The organism is Streptomyces sp. R35, from assembly GCF_041053035.1.
Lineage (GTDB): Bacteria > Actinomycetota > Actinomycetes > Streptomycetales > Streptomycetaceae > Streptomyces > Streptomyces lutosisoli.
In genome coordinates, this window is record NZ_CP163440.1 from 1,982,137 (window position 1) to 1,998,561 (window position 16,425).

The 16,425-nt window shown below is 70.7% G+C and carries 15 protein-coding genes; 6 read left to right on the forward strand and 9 right to left on the reverse strand.

Annotated elements, in window-relative coordinates; translation table 11 throughout:
* Positions 1-93 precede the first annotated feature (93 nt).
* Both AB5J50_RS09375 and AB5J50_RS09380 read left to right on the forward strand, forming a co-directional pair.
* Positions 94-777: a DUF5995 family protein gene (locus AB5J50_RS09375; protein ID WP_327427210.1), complete on the forward strand. Its 684-nt coding sequence runs from the start codon at positions 94-96 to the stop codon at positions 775-777.
* A gap of 89 nt (positions 778-866) precedes the next feature.
* Complete coding sequence (locus AB5J50_RS09380; RefSeq protein WP_327427211.1) at positions 867-1,796, forward strand: LLM class F420-dependent oxidoreductase; 930 nt, start codon at positions 867-869, stop codon at positions 1,794-1,796.
* Between the two features lie 17 nt (positions 1,797-1,813).
* On the opposite strand, the gene AB5J50_RS09385 is transcribed toward AB5J50_RS09380, so the two are convergent.
* From AB5J50_RS09385 to AB5J50_RS09415, 7 genes are all read right to left on the reverse strand, one after another.
* Entirely contained in the window at positions 1,814-3,523 is a 1,710-nt protein-coding gene (locus tag AB5J50_RS09385; protein ID WP_369256659.1) for a flavin monoamine oxidase family protein, read from the reverse strand.
* A gap of 59 nt (positions 3,524-3,582) precedes the next feature.
* Complete coding sequence (locus tag AB5J50_RS09390; protein ID WP_369256661.1) at positions 3,583-4,371, reverse strand: carbon-nitrogen hydrolase family protein; 789 nt, start codon at positions 4,369-4,371, stop codon at positions 3,583-3,585.
* A 396-nt stretch (positions 4,372-4,767) separates the two neighbouring features.
* Positions 4,768-6,222, reverse strand: a complete 1,455-nt coding sequence (locus AB5J50_RS09395; protein ID WP_369265347.1) for an HAD-IA family hydrolase — start codon at positions 6,220-6,222, stop codon at positions 4,768-4,770.
* A gap of 78 nt (positions 6,223-6,300) precedes the next feature.
* Entirely contained in the window at positions 6,301-7,377 is a 1,077-nt protein-coding gene (locus AB5J50_RS09400; protein WP_369256663.1) for an ABC transporter ATP-binding protein, read from the reverse strand.
* 3 nt (positions 7,378-7,380) lie between these two features.
* Entirely contained in the window at positions 7,381-8,193 is an 813-nt protein-coding gene (locus AB5J50_RS09405) for an ABC transporter permease subunit (protein ID WP_330303146.1), read from the reverse strand.
* Positions 8,181-9,089, reverse strand: a complete 909-nt coding sequence (locus AB5J50_RS09410) for an ABC transporter permease (protein ID WP_327427216.1) — start codon at positions 9,087-9,089, stop codon at positions 8,181-8,183. Before AB5J50_RS09410 ends, AB5J50_RS09405 begins: the two co-directional genes overlap by 13 nt.
* Positions 9,086-10,243: an ABC transporter substrate-binding protein gene (locus tag AB5J50_RS09415; protein WP_369265348.1), complete on the reverse strand. Its 1,158-nt coding sequence runs from the start codon at positions 10,241-10,243 to the stop codon at positions 9,086-9,088. Before AB5J50_RS09415 ends, AB5J50_RS09410 begins: the two co-directional genes overlap by 4 nt.
* Positions 10,244-10,454: 211 nt before the next feature.
* Between AB5J50_RS09415 and AB5J50_RS09420 the strand changes: the two genes are divergently transcribed.
* Entirely contained in the window at positions 10,455-11,195 is a 741-nt protein-coding gene (locus AB5J50_RS09420; protein ID WP_369256665.1) for a GntR family transcriptional regulator, read from the forward strand.
* A gap of 112 nt (positions 11,196-11,307) precedes the next feature.
* Here the strand turns inward: AB5J50_RS09420 and AB5J50_RS09425 are convergent, their stop codons facing one another.
* Together AB5J50_RS09425 and AB5J50_RS09430 are read right to left on the reverse strand one after the other, a co-directional pair.
* Positions 11,308-11,760 carry an Lrp/AsnC family transcriptional regulator gene (locus tag AB5J50_RS09425; protein WP_037621108.1) on the reverse strand — a complete coding sequence of 151 codons (453 nt, stop codon included), beginning with the start codon at positions 11,758-11,760 and terminating at the stop codon, positions 11,308-11,310.
* Positions 11,761-11,770: 10 nt separating this feature from the next.
* Positions 11,771-13,237 carry an amino acid permease gene (locus AB5J50_RS09430; RefSeq protein ID WP_369256668.1) on the reverse strand — a complete coding sequence of 489 codons (1,467 nt, stop codon included), beginning with the start codon at positions 13,235-13,237 and terminating at the stop codon, positions 11,771-11,773.
* Between the two features lie 328 nt (positions 13,238-13,565).
* Between AB5J50_RS09430 and AB5J50_RS09435 the strand changes: the two genes are divergently transcribed.
* The 3 genes from AB5J50_RS09435 to AB5J50_RS09445 are packed head-to-tail and all read left to right on the forward strand — an operon-like array spanning position 13,566 to position 16,419.
* Positions 13,566-14,678, forward strand: coding sequence for an LLM class flavin-dependent oxidoreductase (locus AB5J50_RS09435; RefSeq protein ID WP_369256670.1), 1,113 nt, complete (start codon positions 13,566-13,568; stop codon positions 14,676-14,678).
* Positions 14,675-15,478, forward strand: a complete 804-nt coding sequence (locus tag AB5J50_RS09440) for an SDR family NAD(P)-dependent oxidoreductase (RefSeq protein ID WP_369256672.1) — start codon at positions 14,675-14,677, stop codon at positions 15,476-15,478. The genes AB5J50_RS09435 and AB5J50_RS09440 overlap by 4 nt, the downstream gene beginning before the upstream one ends.
* The gene (locus AB5J50_RS09445) at positions 15,475-16,419 is read left to right on the forward strand and encodes a GDSL-type esterase/lipase family protein (protein ID WP_369256674.1); all 945 of its coding nucleotides are present in this window, start codon (positions 15,475-15,477) and stop codon (positions 16,417-16,419) included. The genes AB5J50_RS09440 and AB5J50_RS09445 overlap by 4 nt, the downstream gene beginning before the upstream one ends.
* The last annotated feature ends 6 nt before the right edge of the window (positions 16,420-16,425 follow it).

The window sequence follows — 16,425 nt, forward strand, 5'->3', positions numbered from 1 at the left end:
CCCCCCACTTCCGCCACGCACCCGTTCCCCCGTTCTGGGGAAGCGTCCGGCCCGGCGGCACTCCGGCCAGCCTAGGACTGGGACGCTGCCCCCATGGCGCAGTTGGCACAGTTCAGCAGTCCCGTAAGCGCGGTGGACACCGTCGTCTCCCGTATGCGCACCCTGGCGGCGGTCCTGCCCGAGCGGGACGGGGTCGCGGTCTTCAACCGTGTCTACCTCGCCGTCACCGAGGAGGTCGACCGGCGCCTGGACGCCGGGGAGTTCGCGGATCCCGGGGCCGCGATCACGCTGGACGTGCGGTTCGCGGAGCGCTATCTGACGGTGGCCGAGGAGGGCTGGGCGCCCGCCTGCTGGCGGCCCGTGCTCCAGTTCCGGCGTCATCCCGGGGTACGTCCGCTGCAGTTCGCGCTCGCGGGCATCAACGCGCACATCGGGCACGATCTGGCGCTGGCCGTCGTGGACACCTGTCGTACGCTCGGCTGCGAACCGGCCGATCTGGAGGACGAGTTCGACCGCGTGGGCGACCTCCTCGTCTCGCTGGAGGAACGCGTCCGCGAAGATCTGATGCCGGGTCCCGATCTGCTCCAGATCGCCGATCCGCTCACCCATCTGCTGGGCTCGTGGAGCCTGGAGCGGGCACGCGACGCCACCTGGTCGGCCGCGCGGGCCTTGTGGGCGCTGCGCGGACTCCCCGACCTGGCCGAGGAGTTCGCGCACCGCCTCGACGCGGCGGTGGGCTTCGCCGGCCGGATGCTGCTCACTCCGCTGCCGGACTGATCCGGCCACACCACCGCGTATGGGCGCGAAACGCGACGCGATGAGCGATACGTTGCCGATCGATACGCCTGTTGCAAAGGAGCACGACCATGGCCACTCGGCTCGGGCTGAGTCTTCCGCAGACGCACCAGTACGACATCGGACGCGACGTGCCGGACGTGGCGCGCGCGGCCGAGGAGATCGGCTACGAGAGCCTGTGGGTGTTCGAGCGCGCCCTGTTCCCGGAGCCCGCGACGCAGGGCCTGTACGGCATGCCGGGAGTGCCCTGGCCCCCTTCGTACCGCGGTCTCGCCGAGCCGCTGGTGACGCTGACCCTGGCCGCCTCGGCCACGCGGCGGGCGCGGCTCGGCACGAGTGTCCTGGTCGCCCCGCTGCACGGCCCGTTCCAGCTGGCCAGGGCCCTGGGCACATTGGACGCGGCCAGCGGTGGCCGGGTCGTGGCGGGCCTCGGCACGGGCTGGTCGCTCGACGAGTACGCGGCCGCGGGAGTGGCCCCGTTCGAGGAGCGCGGCCAGGTTCTGGACGAGGTCCTCGACGTGTGCCGCGCGGTGTGGGGCCCCGACCCGGTGCACTACGAGGGCCGTCTGACCAAGATCGCGTCGGCCGTGGTCGCCCCCAAGCCCGCCCGGCCGATCCCGGTCCTGCTGCCCGCCTTCAGCAAGAAGTCGCTGTCCCGGCTCATCGAGCGCGGCCACGGCTGGATGCCGGTGGCCATGGGGGCCGAGCAGCTCGCCGCGCAGTGGCAGAGGGTGCGGGACCTCGCGGCCGAGCGGGGGCGGACGGAGCCGGTCGAGTCGGTGGCGCGGATCAACCTCCGGTACACGGCCAAGTCGTACGACGGCGCGGACCGCGCCCCCTTCCAGGGCAACATCGACCAGATCGTGACGGACCTCGCGGCCCACGCCGAGGTCGGCCTCGACGAGTACTTCCTCGACTTCGGCGACGCCCCGCGGGACGCCGGGGAGCTCAAGGACCTCGCCGCCGAGGTGTACTCGGCGGCGCGGGCGGCCGGGGTCTGACCCGGCCTGGTGAGGACTCAGTCCTCCGGCAGCTCGACGGGCGCGATCTCGTCGTAGACGTCGCCGGGCCCGGGGTTGGTCGAGTCGGTCGCCCCGCCCAGCTGGTGCATGACGCCCCAGACCGCGTTCAGCGCGGTCTGCACGGCGCCCTCGGCCCAGCCGGCCGTCCAGGAGATGTCGTCGCCGGCGAGGAAGATGCCCCGCTTGTCCTCGGGCAGCGCCTCCTGCATGAAGTGCGTGAACAGGCGGCGCTGGTAGCGGTAGTGGCCCGGCAGGTTGGCCTTGAACGCGCCCATGAAGTAGGGCTCGTTCTCCCAGGACACCGTCACCGGGTTGCCGATGATGTGCTTCCTGATGTCGACCTTCGGGTAGATCTCGCCGAGCGACTTCAGCATGACCTCCATCCGCTCGTTCGCGGACAGCGGCAGCCACTTCAGGCTGTCGTCGCACCACGTGTACGAGAGGCAGATGACGGCAGGCTTGTCCGGACCCTCGTCCAGCAGGTAGGTGCCGCGCGTCATGCGGTCGGTGAGCGTCATCGACATGACGTCCCGGCCCGTCGGATTTCCCCTGTCGTCGACGGCCTTGTCGAGCCAGAACGGCCGGTCGACGGGCACGAAGAGCTTGCTCGACTCCATGTAGTGGGTCCGCTCGATCGCGGTCCAGTGGTCGATCGGGAAGAGCGAGTCGTCACAGGCGATCTTCGACAGCAGCATCCAGGACTGGGCGGTGAAGATGGCCGCCTTGAAGGTGCGGATGTCGCCGTTCGCGTCGGTGACGGTGATCTGGTTGCCCGCGGTGCGGTGCAGCCGGGTCACGGCCGGGCGCGGGGTGCCGTCGTGCAGCTTCGCGAGCGAGGTGCCGTACGCCCAGTGGACGATCTTCTCCGGCTCGCGCTCCCACAGGCGCAGCGGCAGCTGCTGGGAGCCGCCGACGATGCCGCGGTGGTGGTCGTCGGCCTCGGTGTAGACGACGCGCAGGATCTCCAGGATGGAGTTCGGGAAGTCGGTGTCCCAGCCACCGGTGCCGAAGCCGACCTGGCCGAAGATCTCGCGGTGCCGGAAGGACTTGAAGGAGTCCGAGTCGCAGAGGAAGCCGTAGAAGGTCTGGTTGTCGAGCTTCTCGACGAGCTTCGCCCAGATCTCACGGATGCGCGGGACGTCGCGCTCGCGCATGGCCTGGTTCATGTCGGAGAAGTCGGCGCCGTCTTCGAGACAGGCGTTCCAGGCGTTCATTACATCGCGGTAGACCTGCGGCAGGTCGTCGACGGTGGTCGCGTAGTGCGACTCGCCCTTGAGGTCGACGACCGTCGAGGGCGTGGACTCGGCGAGGGGGTTGGGGAACGCCTTGGTCTCCAGGCCCACCAGGTCGATGTAGTGCTGGAGGGCCGTGGAGGACGGCGGGAAGCGCATGGCGCCCATCTCGGCGGTGAGGGACGGGTCGCATCCCTCGAAGCCCACGGTCCGCAGCCGCCCGCCGATCTCGTCGGCCTCGTAGACGACGGGCTTGAGGCCCATCTTCATCAGCTCGTACGCGGCCACGATGCCGGACAGGCCGCCGCCGATGACCGCGACCTCGGTGCCGTGCTCGGTCGCGGGTATCTGGCCGAGGCCCGCGGGGTGCGCGAGGAAGTCGTCGTACGCGTACGGGAAGTCCGGGCCGAACATGGTGATCGGCGGCTGCTGCACGTCGGCGTGCTGGACGGCGTTGGGCACGGTGGACGTCATGGGGTACGGACTCCTTGCACGAAAGCTTGTGAGGGGAAGCGCTGGGGGGCGGCCGAGGTTCAGATGAGCGACCCGTAGAGGCCGGGGCGGCGGTCCTTCAGATACGGGTTCGCCTCGCGCGAGGCCGCGAGGAAGACGGGGTCGGCGTCGGCGAAGACGAGTTCCTCGCCGCGTCCGGCCCGGGCACGGGCGACCCCGTCGGGCCCGGCCAGCGTGGACAGTCCGACGAACTCGAACTCCCCCTCCGGACCGACCCGGTTGACGTACGCGACGTACATCTGGTTCTCGAACGCGCGCACCGGGACGACGGACTCGGCGACGAACTGGAAGGGATGCATCTGCGCGGTCGGTACGACGAGGAGGTCGGTGCCGGCGAGGGCGTGCGCGCGGACGTTCTCCGGGAACTCGACGTCGTAGCAGATCATGAGGCCGACGCGGAGGCCGTTCAGCTCCGCCTGTACGACGGGCTGCTCGCCGGGCGTGAAGTGGTCGCGCTCGAAGCAGCCGAAGAGGTGGGTCTTGCGGTAGTTCGCGAGACGGGTGCCGTCGGGGGAGATCAGCTGCGCGGAGTTGAAGACCCGCTCGCCGTCGCGCTCGGGGTAGCCGTAGGCGACGGCCACGCCGTGCCGGGTGGCGATCTCGGCGATCGCGTCGGCGGAGTCGCCGTCGGCGGGCTCCGCGAGGCGGGCGATGTCGTCGCCGATCGCGTACCCGGTGAGGAACATCTCCGGCGCCGCCACCAGCCCGGCACCAGCGGCGGCGGCACGGCCCGCGCTCTCGTCGAGGACCTTGAGGTTCTCGACGACCGAGCCGGGGCGGCCGGAGCTCTGGAGCAGGGCTGTGCGCATGCGTGATCCTCACCGGTACGGAGGGGTTTGGGGGCCAGATAGACGGTACGGGTGCGGGGCTCGGCCGGACAAGGAGGAGCCGTTGCGCGCCGGTGAACGAATCGTTGCGTACGCGTGGGGCTCCGCGACGATTCGTTGCGCGTCGGTCGGTTGCGTTTAGTCCGCGGATGGGTGGGGGCTGGTCGCGCAGTTCCCCGCGCCCCTAAAGGCGAGGGGCTTGGCCCCTCGATCCCCCGCCCGCCCTGGTTCGTCGGCTGCGGGTGGGTGGGGGTTGCTCGCGCAGTTCCCGGCGCCCCTCAAGGGGCGCGGGGAACTGCGCGATCTTTTAGCGGGGGTCTGGGGGCGCAGCCCCCAGGGATGGGACGGGTAGGGGCGGCGGGGGCGAGAGAAATCGGGCTAGCGGAGGGTGAACGTGGTGATTACTGCCGCATGGTCCGACGGCCACTCGTTGCCGGCGACATCGGGCCAGGGGCGGGGGGTACCGCTGACGACGGTCCGGGAGTCGATCACGCGGAGACCTTTCCCGTTGTGGAGGACGAAGTCGATGCGGTCCTGCGGCTCGGGGCGTCCGCTGCCGTCCTCATGCTCGACGTGAACCGGTGACCAGGTGTGCCCGGGATCCCGTACCGCATCGGGGTGCACCTCACGGTACGAGTCCCGCAGCCCCGCATCCTCCGCGGCCATCGTCACCGGCCACGCGACGTCCGGCCAGTCCAGGTGCGAGGGCACGTTGAAGTCACCGACCAGCACCACGGGGCCGGCATCGGTGGCGGACTCGGCGATCTGTCGCAGGATCTCCCGCATCTGCTCCAGCCGCCCCGCCTCGTGGGCGACCAGCCCGGCCGCCGGAACCCCGTCGAAACGGGCCTCGTACGGCCCGTACGGCGTGTAGTCGAGGTGGACGCTCCAGACGTCCACTTCCTGCCCGCCTCCCTGCTCGCCTTCCTGCCCGCCGTCGACCCGGATCCGTGCCCCGGTCCCCCCGTAGAAGCCGACGTCCGGGTCACCGAGACGCGCGGTGATCGGATAGCGGCTGATGACGCCGAGGTTCTCGCCCGCCCGGTGGTGGTGCCAGCCGAGCGCTTCGGCGAGCTCCCGCGCCGAGTTCCCGTACGTCTCCTGGAGGCCGACCACGTCCGCGCCCGTCTCGGCGATGACCTTGAGCTGCTTCTCCCGGTGGTCGTCGACCTTGGTGCCGCCGTACCAGAGGTTCCAGCTCATCACCCGCAGCTCACGGGGCGCGATCATGGCGCGCAGCCGTGCCGGGGTCACCCCTTCCAGGCTGGCGAGGACGGTGCGGCCGGCCGCGGGGGCGATCGGCGCGAGTGAGGGCACCGCGAGCACGGCACAGCCCGCCGCCTCGGCGGAGGTGACGCCCGTCTCGGTGTCCTCGACGGCGACGCACGCGGCGGGCTCGACGCCGAGGGCGCGGCAGGCGGCGAGGTACGGGTCGGGGGCGGGCTTGGTGTCCTCGGTGTCGTCGGCGGTGACGGACACGGCGAAGTGTCCGGCACCGAGGGCTGCCAGGACGGTGTCGGCGACGGCTCGCGGCGATGCGGTCACCAGGGCGGTGGGGACACCCTCGCGGGCCAGTTCGCCGAGGAGCCGCAGCGCCCCCGGGCGGGGCACGATGCCGGTACGGACACGGTCGGCGAACTCCCGGTGCAGCTCGGCGGCGATCTCCTCCGCCCTCGCGCCCGTGACCCCGCCCAGCCAGCCGGCGGTGTACTCGACGGGCCGCCCGAGCACCTCCGGCTGGTCGGCCCCGGTCAGCCGGCGCCCGAGACCGTCGGCCACCTGCTCCACCGCCTCCCACCAGAGCCGCTCGGTGTCCACGAGCGTGCCGTCCATGTCGAACAGAACGGCCTGGAGGGTGGAGTGGGGGGTGGTGCGGTGGGTCACGGTGCTCTCTTTCGTCAGTGGGGGTGTTCAGTTGGCGCGCTCGGCGACCAGCACCGGCCGCTCCGGCAGGCTCACCGTCACGGCGGCACCCGATCCGAGCGCGGCGGCCTCGTGCGTGGGCAGGTCGGCCTTCACCTCGGTGCCGTCCGGGAGCCGGACGGTGACGCGGGTGGCGGCCCCGAGGAACGCGGTGGCGACGACCCGGGCGGCTCCGGCGTCGTCCGCCCGCACCCGCACCGCCTCGGGCCGTACGAGCACATCCACCTCCGTCGCGGCGGGCGCGTCCCCGTCCATCGGAAGCCGCTGTCCGAGCACCTCGACCACGCCGGAGTCCAGCCGTCCCGGAATCCGGCTCATCGTGCCGACGAACTCGGCCACGAAGGCGGTGGCGGGCCGCCCGTACAACTCGGCGGGCGCGGCGCACTGTTCGAGCCGCCCGGCCCGCATGACCGCGACCCGGTCCGCCATGGACAACGCCTCTTCCTGGTCGTGCGTCACGAACAGGGTGGTGATGCCGAGTTCCTGCTGAAGGCGGCGGATCTCCTCGCGGAGCGTGAGCCGCACCTTGGCGTCCAGCGCGGAGAGCGGCTCGTCGAGCAGCAGCACGCGGGGCCGCAGAGCGAGCGCGCGGGCCAGTGCGATGCGCTGCTGCTGGCCGCCGGAGAGCTGGTGCGGGAAACGCTCGCCCTTGTCGGCCAGTCCCACGAGATCCAGCAACTCGGCCGCACGGGCCCGCCGTTCGGCCGTACGCACCTTGCGCATCCGCAGCCCGAAGGCCACGTTGTCGAGGGCACTGAGGTGCGGGAAGAGGCTGTACGACTGGAAGACCATCCCGGCGTCGCGGCGGTGCGCCGGAACCCGTGTGACATCCTCGCCGTCGACCAGCACCTCACCGGAGTCGGGGTGTTCGAACCCGGCGAGCATGCGCAGCGCGGTGGTCTTGCCGCAGCCGGACGGGCCGAGCAGAGCGAGCAGTTCACCGGGCTGGACGGTCAGGTCCAGCCCGTCGAGGGCGACGGTCGGGCCGAACTCCCGGCGCAGACCACGGAATTCGACGGTGGCGGCCTTGGCGTCGGCGGCCTTCTCAAGCGTGGTGACGGTCATGGTTCATCCCCGGGGAGCGGTACGGGAGCGCCCGCCGAGCCCGGCGAGCGAGAGGAGCAGTGCCCAGGTGACGAGCAGGCTGAGCACAGAGACGGCGACGGACAACTGGGCCTGCGAGCCGCCGACGCTGTAGATCCACACGGCGAACGGCTGGAAGCCGAGCAGCTGGGCGACCGTGAACTCGCCGAGGACCAGCGCCAGCGTGAGGAAGGAGGCATTGAGCAGCGCCCCGCGCAGATTGGGCAGCACGACCCGCACCAGCGCCTGCGGCCAGCCCGCGCCGCAGCTGCGCGCGGCCTCGACGAGGGTGCGTACGTCGATGGCGCGCAGCCCGGCGTCCAGGGCCCGGTACACGAACGGCAGCGCCATCACGACGTACGCGAGGACGAGGACCACAGGGAAGTCGGGGTTCTGGATCGCCACGAACGTCTGGAACAGCGGCGTACGGGAAAGGTGTTCGGGGCCCCACTTCAGCACCGTGGCGATCCCGGCGACGAAGGCGATCGGCGGGACGACCAGCGGCAGCGAGCAGATCACCTCGACGACGGGCCGCAGCTTCGGCGCGCCGAGCCGCAGCGCGACCATGGCGGGCACCATCAGCAGCAGGACGACGGCGATGGTGGCGGCGGCCAGTTCCAGCGAGAGCAGCAGGCTGGAGACGAAGCCGTCGGTGGAGACGATCTGGCTGTACGCGTCGAAGGTGATGCCCTGGTTCGGCACATCGACCGTGAAGATCACCGAAGCGGCGAGCGGGACCAGGAAGTACAGCGCGGCGCAGCCGAGGACGACCCAGCGCCACAGGTTCAGGCGAGCCATCGCGCACTCCGTCGTTGCAGGGGCAGGTACACGGCCATGACCAGGCCCGCGATGAGGACCATGTCGAGGCTGAGGGCGAGCGCCACGTTCTCCTGGCCGACCAGGACGTTGCCGGAGATGGCGTCGGCGATCTGCAGGGTGACCAGCGGGACCGCGCTGCCCACCATCGCGGCGGCGGTGGCGTACGCGGCGAACGCGCTGCCGAAGAGCAGCACGAAGCCGCCGAGCAGCGAGGGCGCGAGGACGGGCAGCGCCACGTGCCGCCAGTACTGGACGGAGGTGGCGCCGTTGTTCTGCGCGGCCTCGCGCCACTGGGAGCGGAGGCCGTCGAGGGCCGGCGTGATGGTGAGGACCATCAGCGGGATCAGGAAATACAGGTAGACGATGACCAGACCCCAGAAGCTGTAGAGGTTCCAGCCCTTGTCGGTCAGGCCCAGGTGCTTGGTCAGCACACCGGCGTTGCCGAGCGTGGCGACGAACGCGAAGGCCAGCGGGACGCCGCCGAAGTTGGCGAGAACCCCGGACGCGGTGAGCACGGCCTCGCGCAGGGCGCGGAAGCGGGAGGTCACCACGGCCTGGGCGAGCGGCAGTCCGAGGACGGTCGCGATGCCCGCGGAGACGGCGGACAGCTTGACGCTGCCGATCAGGGCGGTGAGATACGCGCCCTTCAGCGATCCGGTCAGATTGGCCGTGGTGTACGAAGTGGCCCCGGTGGCCTGGTCCTTGACGGTGAAGGCGCCGTTCAGCATGGCCAGGGCGGGAATCCCGAAGGCGATCGCCACGAAGACGAGCAGCGGGAGGACGGCGAGCCAGCCGGGGGCACGGCGCCGCCGCTGCTGTCCAGCAGCAGCGGCGGGCGCCACGTCGGTCCCGGCCTCGGTGAGGACGGTCGTCATCCGGAGACGGCCTTGCCCCAGCCCTGCGCCAGGACCGTCTTGGCCTTGGCCTGCTGGTCCTCGGTCGGGAAGCTCGGCGTGCCCTCGACCTTGGGGAGCTTGGCGGCGGCGGTCTTGTCGAGCGTGCCGGCCTTCTCCATGGCGGTCATCAGGGCCGGGCGGGCATAGCCCTTGAGCCAGAGGTTCTGGCCCTCGGCGCTGTACAGGTACTCCTGCCACAGGCGGGCGGCCGCCGGGTGGGGGGCGTCCTTGTTGATGGCCTGGGAGTAGAACATGGCGTACTGGCCGTCGGAGGGGATGGAGACCGTCCAGTCGACGCCCTTGGACTTGAACTCGTCGGCGTAACCGGCGTTCAGGTAGTCCCAGTCGATGCTGATGGGCGTCTCACCCTTCTCGACGGTGGCGGGAGTCGACTCGACGGGCGTGTAGTTGCCGTTCTTCTTCAGCTTGGCGAAGAAGTCGAGGCCGGGCTGGATGTCGTCGAAGGAGCCGCCGTTCGCGAGCGAGGCCGCGTACACGCCGCCGAAGGCCGAACCCGACTTGGTGGGGTTGCCGTTGAGGGCGACCTGGCCCTTGTACTGCGGCTTCAGCAGGTCCTTGAAGGTCGTCGGGCACACCTTGACCCTCTTGGCGTCGCACCCGATGGAGATGTAGCCGCCGTAGTCGTTGTACCAGCGGCCGTCCGTGTCCTTCTGGCCCTCGGGGATGTCACCGAATCCGGCCACCTTGTACGGGGCGAGCAGCCCCTGCTGAGCGGCGCTCAGCGCGAACGAACTGCCGAGGTCGAGCACGTCGGGGGCACGGTCCTGGCCCTTCCGCGACGTGACGGCGTTGATCTCGTCCTGGCTGGCGCCGTCCGGGTTCTCGACCTCGACCTTGATGCCGTACTTCTTCTTGAAGCCGTCGATCAGGGCACCGTAGTTGGCCCAGTCGCGGGGCAGCGCGATCGCGTGCAGCGTGCCCTCCTTCTTGGCGGCCTTGACCAGGGCGTCGAGGCCCCCGAAGTCCGCGGCCGAGGTCGCGGTGGCCGCGCTCTTGCCGTCGGCGGTGGTCGCCTTGTCGTCGGGGGCGGCGCCACAGGCGCTCAGGGCGAGTGCGGCGGCGACGGCGAGGCCGCCGGTGAGGACGGCGGTTCTCGGCAGGAACACGGTCACGGTCTCTCCAGGAGTACGCACGAGGGTGTGGTGGGACGGAGAACTTGTCTGAACAAGTTGGCCCCAGTAGGCCCGCCGATGGTGTCCTGTTCGTAAACATTGGCGAAACCGTGACCTCCGATTCCCTGCACAATCCCGGCTGACACGGATCACCGTCCGATCTCGATTAGGCTGGTCACGCTGTGCACAGCAGCCGAATCAGAGGGGAAGCATGGCGGCGCGACACGAGGAGATCGCCGACGAGCTGCGGCGGGCGATCGACCGCGAGGAGTACACGGTGGGCAGCCTGCTGCCCGCGGAGACGGATCTCGCGGCCCACTACGGCGTCTCGCGCGGCACGGTCCGTCAGGCCGTCGCGGCCCTCACGGCCGAGGGCCTGATCGGCTCACGCCAGGGCGCCCGCCGCGTCATCCTGGCCAGCCGCCGCAGCCAGAGCTTCGCCGAACTGCGCAGCTTCGCCCAGTGGGCACGTGCGATGGGGCGCGAGGCGACGGGGCACGTGGTGGAACAGGAGTACCGGCCGGCGACCACGGAGGACGCCGTGCGCCTCCAACTCCCCGAAAAGACAGCCGTGTTGCACGTCCTGCGCGTCCGCGGCCTGGACGGCGAACCGGTACTCCTGGAGCGGACCGTGTACGCCGACTGGATCTCCCCCGCCGTCGAGGCCATCGAGCCTGAGTGCCCATCAGTCACCCAGCGGCTCTTCGAGGACACCGGTCTGGTCTTCGCCTACGGCGAGCACGTCATCGACGCGGTCGCGGCCGGCGCCCAGGACGCCGACCTCCTCGCCGTCCGCCGCACCAGCCCCCTCCTCCGCGTCCGCCGCGTCACCACCACACGCGAAGGGCGCCCGGTGGAGTGGTCGGACGACCGCTACCGCTCGGACGCCGTGAGCTTCAGCGTGCACAACTCCATAGGCAACAACGCCCTGGCCAGGAAAACAGCAGAATAGGGGACGCCTATCAGACAGGCGCAGGGACCAGCCGGCGTTCTTTCAGGGGCGCGGGGAACTGCGCGACAAGCCCCCACCGGCCCGCAGCCGACACTCAGTCCCCAGCAACCCCTTACGTGGGCGACCCCGACGAGAACCGCCTCAGCAACGGCGACAGCACCAGCACCGACTTCGTGCGCTCCACAAACGACTCGCCGGCAATCCGCTCCAACACCCGCTCAAAGTGCCGCATGTCAGAAGCGAAAACCTGCACGACCGCATCCGCCTCCCCAGTCACGGTGGATGCGGCCACGACCTCCTGGTACCGCTCAAGACCGCGCTGAATCGTCTCCGGCGAGGTATTCCGTCGGCAGTAGATCTCGACGAACCCCTCCGTCTCCCACCCCAGCGCCGCCGGATCCACCCGCACGGTGAACCCGGTAATGGCCCCGGTCGCCCGCAGCCGGTCCACCCGCCTCTTCACAGCGGGCGCGGACAGCCCGACAAGTTGCCCGATGTCGGCGTAGGAGCGACGGGCGTCCTCGGCGAGGGCGTGCACGATGCGTTCGTCGAGATCGTTCAGCACTGCGGGTGGTTCACTTTTCTACGGTGGCGATACGGGACCGGCGGTAGCCGTAACTGAAGTAGAACACGAGCCCGACGGCCATCCAGACCCCGAAGACCACCCAGGTGACGGTCGACAGGCTGCCCATCATCCACACGCACAGCGCGAAGCCGATCGCGGGCAGCACCGGCGACAGCGGAACCCGGAAAGTGCGGCGCATGTCCGGGCGCGTCCGGCGCAACACCACGACGGCGACATTGACCAGCGCGAAGGCGAAGAGCGTACCGATGCTGGTGGCGTCGGCGAGCTGGCCGAGCGGGATCGCGGCGGCGAGGACACCGCAGAACAGCGAGACGATCACCGTGTTGGCGCGGGGCGTGCCCGTCTTGGGGTGGACCCGCGAGAAGACCTTGGGCACGAGCCCGTCACGGGACATCGCGAACAGGATGCGGGTCTGGCCGTACAGCACGGTCAGGACGACGCTCGCGATGGCGATGACGGCGCAGGCGGCCAGCAGCGTGCCCCAGAAGGTCTGCCCGGTGACGTTCTTCATGATCTCGGCGAGCGCGGCCTCGGAGTCGTTGAACCGCTGCCAGGGCTTGGCGCCGACCGCGACGGCCGCGACGACGACGTACAGCGCCGTGACGATGACCAGCGAGAGCATGATCGCGCGCGGCAGGTCGCGCTGCGCGTCCTTGGCCTCCTCACCCGCGGTGGAGGCGGCGTCGAAGCCGATGTAGGAGAAGAAGAGCGTGGCACCGGCGGCGCTGACGCCCGCCATTCCGAGCGGCATGAAGTGCTCGTAGTTGCCGGAGCGGAAGCCCTGGATGCCGATCGCGCAGAACAGCACCAGCGCCGCGATCTTCACCATCACCATGATGGTGTTGGCGCGCGCGGACTCCTTGGCGCCGCCGAGCAGGAACGCCATCGCGAGCAGCACGACGATCAGCGCGGGCAGGTTGAAGATGCCTCCGTCGCCGGGCGGCGCGGACAGGGCGTCCGGGATGGTGACGCCGATGGTGCCGTCGAGCAGCTCGTTCAGGTACTCGCCCCAGCCGACCGCGACCGCGGCCACCGACACGCCGTACTCCAGGACCAGACACCAGCCGCAGATCCAGGCGATCAGCTCGCCCATGGTTGCGTACGCATACGAGTACGAGGACCCGGCGACCGGAATGGTGCCCGCCAGCTCGGCGTACGAGAGGGCGGAGAAGAGCGCCGTGAGACCGGCGATCACGAAGGACAGGGTGACCGCGGGTCCGGCCTTGGGGACGGCCTCCCCGAGGACGACGAAGATGCCGGTGCCGAGCGTGGCACCGATGCTGATCATGGTCAGCTGCCACAGGCCGAGCGAGCGCCGGAGCGAGCCTCCCTCACCCTGGCCGCCCTCGGCGACCAGGCGTTCTACGGGCTTGCGGCGCATGAGGCGCGCGCCGATCCCCGGGGACGGTGGGGCGGATGTGGTGCGGGACTGCGGGGGTGCGCCTTGGTCGAGCACGCGCTGGCTCCTTCATCGCTGCCGGTCGGAATCGACGGGGACCGGCGGCACCCCTGACAGGAGGGACCCACCGAGCGGGGTCCCCGCCACGCCTGTGTACAGCGCTTGACCCTATGAGTGCGGCCTTCACGGGCGTAATGGAGCAACCTTGCGCATCTCCGCAAGATCGTTGCGTTCATCGCATCTCGGCGCGTGTTCGTTGCGCGGGGCCTTTCGATGGTTGCGTGAGGCGTCTTTCAGCGGGTCGGCGCGGTTGTGGAGGCCGTATGGATTGACACCTCGTCAGGTCTGCTTCATGGTGCTCGCCACTCGATACGGGAGGCACGGCATGGACCTGGATGTCCTGTACGAGATCGACGTACCGAAGCCCTGGAAGGGATCGCACCCCTACGGTCAACGCGCGGCCGAGCAACGGGCGTACCGCGAGGCCGTCGAGCAGATCCGGCTCGCGGACCGGGTGGGCTTCCGCACGGTGTGGGCGGTCGAGCACCACTTCCGCGAGGGCCGCTCGCACTGCCCTGCGCCCGAAGTCCTGCTCGGCCATCTCGCGGCGCTGACCGAGCGCATCCGGCTGGGCTTCGGCGTGACGCTCACCCCCTTCGGCTTCACTCCCCCGCAGCGGATCGCGGAGAAGGTCGCCGCCGTCGACGTACTGTCCGACGGCCGCGTGGAGTGGGGCACGGGCCGCTCGACGCCGATGGAACAGACGGCGTTCGGCGTGGACCGCGCACGCTCGCGCGACGACTGGCGCGAGGCGATCGAGATCGTCACCGGGATGTGGCGCGAGGAGTACTTCGCGTACGAGTCACCGCGCTTCACCTTCCCCCGCCGCATGGTCACCCCGAAGCCGGTGCAGGATCCGCATCCGCCCTGCTGGATGGCGGCGACCTCGCCGGGGTCGGCGGAGGTCGCGGGCGCGAGCGGCCTGGGTCTGCTCTCGTTCTCGATCATGCAGCCGCTGGAGGCGATGGCCCGCCAGGTCGCCGCCTACCGCGAGGCGGCCCGCACGCCGTCCCCGATCACGGACGTCACGACGAACCGCGTCGCCGCGTACACCCTCGTCCACGTGGCCGACCGCCCGGGCAAGCGCGTCTGGGACTCGGTCGCCTGGTGGTACGAGAACCTCGCGCAGTTCACGCTGGAGTGGGAGCTGCCGCACCTCTCCCCGGACCAGCGCGAGAAGGTCTTCCCGCTGCTCGGCCCGATCCTCCAAGGGACCGTCCCCGTAAGGGAGTTCAACGACGGCGACATGATCCTCATCGGTGACGCGGAGACGATCGTCCGCAAGGCGAAGCACTACGCGGACCTCGGCATCGACCAGCTCATCTGTTACGTCCAGTGGGGCTATCTGGAGCACCGGGAGATCCTGCGCACGATCGAGATCCTGGGGAAGGAAGTCGTCCCGGAGCTGGCGGGATACCGGCCCAGGGCGGCGTCATGACCCTGGACACCACTCCCGTCCCCGACTACGCCTCCCTCCACCGTCTCGACGGCCGGTCGTTCGTTCTCCTCGGCGCCGGAAACGGCATCGGCCGCCAGAGCGCGCACGCGCTCACCTCGGTGGGAGCCCGGGTGCTCTGCGTCGACGTGGACAAGGAACGCGCGGAGGCCGTCGCGGCCGAGACAGGCGGTGTTCCGTACGTCGCCGATGTGACGGCGCGGGAAGCGGTACGGGATCTCTTCGCTTACGCCGTACGGGAGTTGGGCCCGGTCGGCGGAGTCGTCGACATCGTCGGCATGGCCCAGTACGGCCCCGTGGACGCGATCGACGACCAGAGCTGGGACTGGCACTTCGACATGGTGCTGCGGCACGCCTGGCTCGCGGTCCAGTACGGCGGCCCGGCGGTCGCCGCATCCGGCGGCGGTCCCCTCGTGTTCGTCGCCTCCGTCTCGGGCCTGACCTCGGCACCGCTGCACGCCGCGTACGGCGCCGCGAAGGCCGGCCTTGTCTCGCTGGTGCGCTCGGCGGCGGTGGAGTTCGGGCCGCGCGGGGTGCGGGTCAACGCGGTTGCGCCCGGGGCGGTGTGGACTCCTCGGGTGGCCGGGCTGCTCGGCGAGGAAGGGCGCCGCCGCAACGCCGACAACGCCCCGCTAGGCCGTATGGCCGAGCCCTCCGACATCGCCTCGGCCCTGCTCTTCCTGGCGTCCCCGCTCGCCTCGTACGTCACCGGTCAGACCCTCGTCGTGGACGGCGGCGTCACGGTCAAGTTCCCGTACCCGACGATCGGCGGTCCACGATGAAGGACCTCTTGCGCGGCATCGCCTGGCGGTCGGACGACGGCCGCCCGCTGCGCGCCGACCCGGCCGACCGGGACCGGCTGCCCGCCGACACGTGGTCGCGGGCGCTCGTACCGGCGGGCGTACGCCTGGAGTTGAGGTGCCACGGGGTGTCGACGCTCAGGATCCGGTACGCGGCGACGGAACCGTCCCTCGCGGACGCCTACCGTGCCACCACCCCCGTCTTCACGCTGCTGTCCGGCGAGGAGGTGGCGGCCGAGGCCCCGGCACATCCGACCGCCGACGGCACGGCCGTGCTGGAACTCCCCTTCCCTGATGGGGAGTTCACGGTGCACCTGCCGGAAGCGCTGTGCCCGGTGATCCGCGAGGTCGACGCCGGCACGGGCACCGTCGAGCCCGCTCCCGCCCGCCCCCGCTGGCTCGTCTACGGCGACTCGATCGTCGAGGGCTGGGCCGTCTCCCGCCCGCATCTCGCCTGGCCCGCGCTCGCCGGGCGTGCGCTGGGCGTCGACACGGTGAACCTCGGATACGCGGGCGCGGCACGCGGCGAACTCGCCTCGGCCGAGCAACTCGCCGCACTGGACGCCGACTTGATCACCGTCGCCTTCGGCACCAACTGCTGGGCCCGGCCTCCGCATTCGGCCGCGCTGCTGTACGAGGTGGTGCGGGCGTTCCTGGCGGTCGTCCGCCAAGGCCACCCGAACGCACCGCTGTTGGTCGTCTCGCCCGTCGTACGCCCCGACGCGGACTCGACGGCGAACCACCTCGGCGCCTCCCTGGGCGACCTGCGCGAGGCGGTGGAGCGGGCAGCAGGTGACGTACCTCTGCTCCCCGGAGGCCAACTCCTGGACGCGGCCCACCTGGTGGACGGCGTACACCCGGGCGACGAGGGGCACGCGCGGCTGGCGGAGGCGGTGGTGGAGGCGATGCGGAAGACGGGGTGACGTCAG

What these genes read in the sequence shown, in the direction of transcription:
- AB5J50_RS09375 (WP_327427210.1), top strand. Translation starts at nt 94, where the DNA reads ATGGCGCAGTTGGCACAGTTCAGCAGTCCCGTAAGCGCGGTGGACACC.
- AB5J50_RS09380 (WP_327427211.1), top strand. Translation starts at nt 867, where the DNA reads ATGGCCACTCGGCTCGGGCTGAGTCTTCCGCAGACGCACCAGTACGAC.
- AB5J50_RS09385 (WP_369256659.1), bottom strand. Translation starts at nt 3,523, where the DNA reads ATGACGTCCACCGTGCCCAACGCCGTCCAGCACGCCGACGTGCAGCAG.
- AB5J50_RS09390 (WP_369256661.1), bottom strand. Translation starts at nt 4,371, where the DNA reads ATGCGCACAGCCCTGCTCCAGAGCTCCGGCCGCCCCGGCTCGGTCGTC.
- AB5J50_RS09395 (WP_369265347.1), bottom strand. Translation starts at nt 6,222, where the DNA reads ATGGACGGCACGCTCGTGGACACCGAGCGGCTCTGGTGGGAGGCGGTG.
- AB5J50_RS09400 (WP_369256663.1), bottom strand. Translation starts at nt 7,377, where the DNA reads ATGACCGTCACCACGCTTGAGAAGGCCGCCGACGCCAAGGCCGCCACC.
- AB5J50_RS09405 (WP_330303146.1), bottom strand. Translation starts at nt 8,193, where the DNA reads ATGGCTCGCCTGAACCTGTGGCGCTGGGTCGTCCTCGGCTGCGCCGCG.
- AB5J50_RS09410 (WP_327427216.1), bottom strand. Translation starts at nt 9,089, where the DNA reads ATGACGACCGTCCTCACCGAGGCCGGGACCGACGTGGCGCCCGCCGCT.
- AB5J50_RS09420 (WP_369256665.1), top strand. Translation starts at nt 10,455, where the DNA reads ATGGCGGCGCGACACGAGGAGATCGCCGACGAGCTGCGGCGGGCGATC.
- AB5J50_RS09435 (WP_369256670.1), top strand. Translation starts at nt 13,566, where the DNA reads ATGGACCTGGATGTCCTGTACGAGATCGACGTACCGAAGCCCTGGAAG.
- AB5J50_RS09440 (WP_369256672.1), top strand. Translation starts at nt 14,675, where the DNA reads ATGACCCTGGACACCACTCCCGTCCCCGACTACGCCTCCCTCCACCGT.
- AB5J50_RS09445 (WP_369256674.1), top strand. Translation starts at nt 15,475, where the DNA reads ATGAAGGACCTCTTGCGCGGCATCGCCTGGCGGTCGGACGACGGCCGC.